The sequence below is a fragment of the Nitrosospira briensis genome, from assembly GCF_900115125.1.
Lineage (GTDB): Bacteria > Pseudomonadota > Gammaproteobacteria > Burkholderiales > Nitrosomonadaceae > Nitrosospira > Nitrosospira briensis_A.
In genome coordinates, this window is sequence record NZ_FOVJ01000015.1 from 1 (window position 1) to 2,709 (window position 2,709).

General features: G+C 52.8%; 3 protein-coding genes. All 3 read right to left on the reverse strand.

Annotation, left to right across the window (positions count from 1 at the left end):
* Window positions 1–138: 138 nt before the first annotated feature.
* Window positions 139–339 (reverse strand): DUF2970 domain-containing protein, encoded by a 201-nt coding sequence (locus BMZ14_RS14515; protein ID WP_218145047.1) that lies wholly within the window; start codon window positions 337–339, stop codon window positions 139–141.
* Window positions 340–344: 5 nt separating this feature from the next.
* The gene (locus tag BMZ14_RS14520; protein ID WP_074798849.1) at window positions 345–902 is read right to left on the reverse strand and encodes a cytochrome c oxidase assembly protein; all 558 of its coding nucleotides are present in this window, start codon (window positions 900–902) and stop codon (window positions 345–347) included.
* A 116-nt stretch (window positions 903–1,018) separates the two neighbouring features.
* Window positions 1,019–2,599, reverse strand: coding sequence for a cytochrome c oxidase subunit I (gene ctaD / locus BMZ14_RS14525; protein WP_074798851.1), 1,581 nt, complete (start codon window positions 2,597–2,599; stop codon window positions 1,019–1,021).
* Window positions 2,600–2,709 lie beyond the last annotated feature (110 nt).

Sequence of the window (2,709 nt, forward strand, 5' to 3'; positions counted from 1 at the left end):
GTTGACTGAAAATGCCGCCCCGAAACCCATGAACAGCAGCGCTATCGACCCGGTGATGGGCCAAGTCGATGGCGCTGGAACGTAATAGTGACTCCCCTCTTGGCTCATGCTCTTTCTCCTGCGTATATTAATTAATCTCTAATTTGTTACTAATTTAACCAGCAATATCAAACTCATCACAAAGATCAACGCGCCCACAACCCCACCGATGATCACTTGCTTGGGCGTCAACATGCTCGCATCCATGTCGAGATCGCTTTTTTTGCGCACTCCGAAAAAAGCCCAGGATACTGCTTTTGCTATTTGCCAAAACGTCGCCTTCCTGGGGTTGGATTCCATGTCATTCAGCCCTGCGTTCCCTTGGGGGTGGACGTCGCGGCAGTGGCGCCCGCCAACTCAAAAAAGGTATACGAGATGGTGACGGTGTTGACGTCAGTTGGCAAACCCGACTCAATGACAAACTGAACCGGCATCCGGCGCGTTTCGTTTGGTTTCAATACCTGCTTGCTGAAGCAGAAACACTCGAGTTTCTTCAGATGCTTGGCAAGCAATTGTGGGCTGTAGCTGGGGATTGCCTGGCCGTTTATCTCCCGATCGGAATTGTTCCTGACCTCGTACATCACTTCCACCAATTCACCGGGATGTACACGCAAGCTGGACTGGAGGGGCTTGAACTGCCAAGGCAACCCTCGGATATTAGCGTCCAGCTCCACTGTCACCAGTCGCGTGGTGTCAACTTGTGGGTTCTCCGCCAGCGTATCTGCCTGCAACAGGTTGTTGAGACCCGTGACCTCACAAATCTTTTCGTAAAATGGGACCAATGCAAAGCCGAAGACAAACATTACTACTGTAAAAATCAGCAGTTTTTTCATTACAACAGAGTTGGCTTCGATTGTATTCATCACAAGTTTTTCACAATGACGGTAACAAAAATTGCGACTACGATCGCCAGCAGAAAGAGGGCCGTCCTGATTGCACCGCGCCTTCTCTCTGCATTATCCCTCATATCAGCCCCTGTTTACCTGACAACCGGGGGTGTTTCAAAAGTGTGATACGGCGCAGGTGATGGAAGAGTCCACTCCAGCGTCTTTCCACCTTCCCATGTTTTTGCCGGTGCTTTTGCCCCACCACGGATGCATTTCAGCACTATGTAGAGGAACAGCAACTGGCTCAGCCCGAAACCAAAGGCACCAATGCTGGAGATCATGTTGAAATCCGCAAACTGCAGCGCATAGTCGGGAATGCGGCGCGGCATACCCGCCAGCCCTAAAAAGTGCTGGACAAAGAAGGTGAGATTGAAAAAAATCATGGTCAGCCAGAAATGCCATTTGCCCAGCGTCTCGTCATACATATGTCCGGTCCATTTGGGCAGCCAGTAGTAAGCGCCGCTAAAGATACCGAATAGTGCGCCCGATACCAGCACGTAGTGGAAGTGCGCAATCACATAGTACGTATCCTGTACCTGAATATCTATGGGGACTATCGCGCACACCACGCCGCTGAACCCCCCAAGGGTGAACAGGAAAATGAAACCGATGGCGAAAAGCATGGGGGTCTCAAAAGTCATGGACCCGCGCCACATGGTAGCGGTCCAGTTGAATACTTTCACCCCTGTAGGCACCGCAATTAGCATCGTCGCATACATGAAAAACAGCTGTCCGGTTACCGGCATGCCTGCGGTGAACATGTGATGCGCCCATACGATGCAGGAAAGAATCGCGATCGATGCAGTGGCGTAAACCATGGACGAATATCCGAACAATGGCTTGCGCGCAAAAGTCGGAATGACTTCCGAGACAATGCCGAATGCCGGCAAGATCATGATGTAGACTTCCGGATGCCCGAAGAACCAGAAAATATGCTGGAACATTACCGGATCGCCGCCACCCGCCGCATTGAAGAAGTTGGTGCCGAAGTTACGGTCGGTCAGCAGCATGGTGACCGCTCCCGCCAGCACCGGCATTACAAGCACCAGCAGATAGGCGGTGATCAGCCAGGTCCAGACGAACATCGGCATTTTCATCAAGGTCATGCCCGGCGCGCGCATGTTCAGAATGGTCGTGATGATGTTGATTGAACCCATGATGGAAGAGGCGCCCATGATATGGATTGCGAAAATTGCCATATCCATGCCCATGCCCATCTGCACGGATAGCGGCGGATAAATCGTCCAGCCACCGGCAGGCGCTCCGCCCGGCACGAAAAACGAGCTCAGCAGCAGCAGTGCCGCCGGCGGCAGCAGCCAGAAGCTCCAGTTGTTCATGCGGGCAAAAGCCATATCGGGGGCGCCGATCATCATCGGAATCTGCCAGTTGGCAAATCCGACAAAGGCCGGCATGATGGCGCCGAAAATCATTATCAGCCCGTGCATGGTAGTCAACTGGTTGAAAAACTCCGGATTGACAATCTGCAGCCCTGGCTGGAACAGCTCGGCGCGGATGGTCAACGCCATCACCCCGCCCGTCAGGAACATGATGAAACTGAACCACAAATACATCGTGCCGATGTCTTTGTGGTTGGTTGTCATCATCCAGCGCATCATGCCGCTGGGATGATGGTCGTGGGCGTGCGCAACGTCGTGATCGTGTACTGCTGCCATGGTTTCCTCCTTGATGCTATTTTCTGAATTCGTTGATTTCCGATGGCTGCACTACGTCGCCTGCCGCATTACCCCAGGCATTGCGTTCGTAGGTGACCACCGCCGCGATT

What these genes read in the sequence shown, in the direction of transcription:
- BMZ14_RS14515 (WP_218145047.1), bottom strand. Translation starts at nt 339, where the DNA reads ATGGAATCCAACCCCAGGAAGGCGACGTTTTGGCAAATAGCAAAAGCA.
- BMZ14_RS14520 (WP_074798849.1), bottom strand. Translation starts at nt 902, where the DNA reads ATGAATACAATCGAAGCCAACTCTGTTGTAATGAAAAAACTGCTGATT.
- ctaD (WP_074798851.1), bottom strand. Translation starts at nt 2,599, where the DNA reads ATGGCAGCAGTACACGATCACGACGTTGCGCACGCCCACGACCATCAT.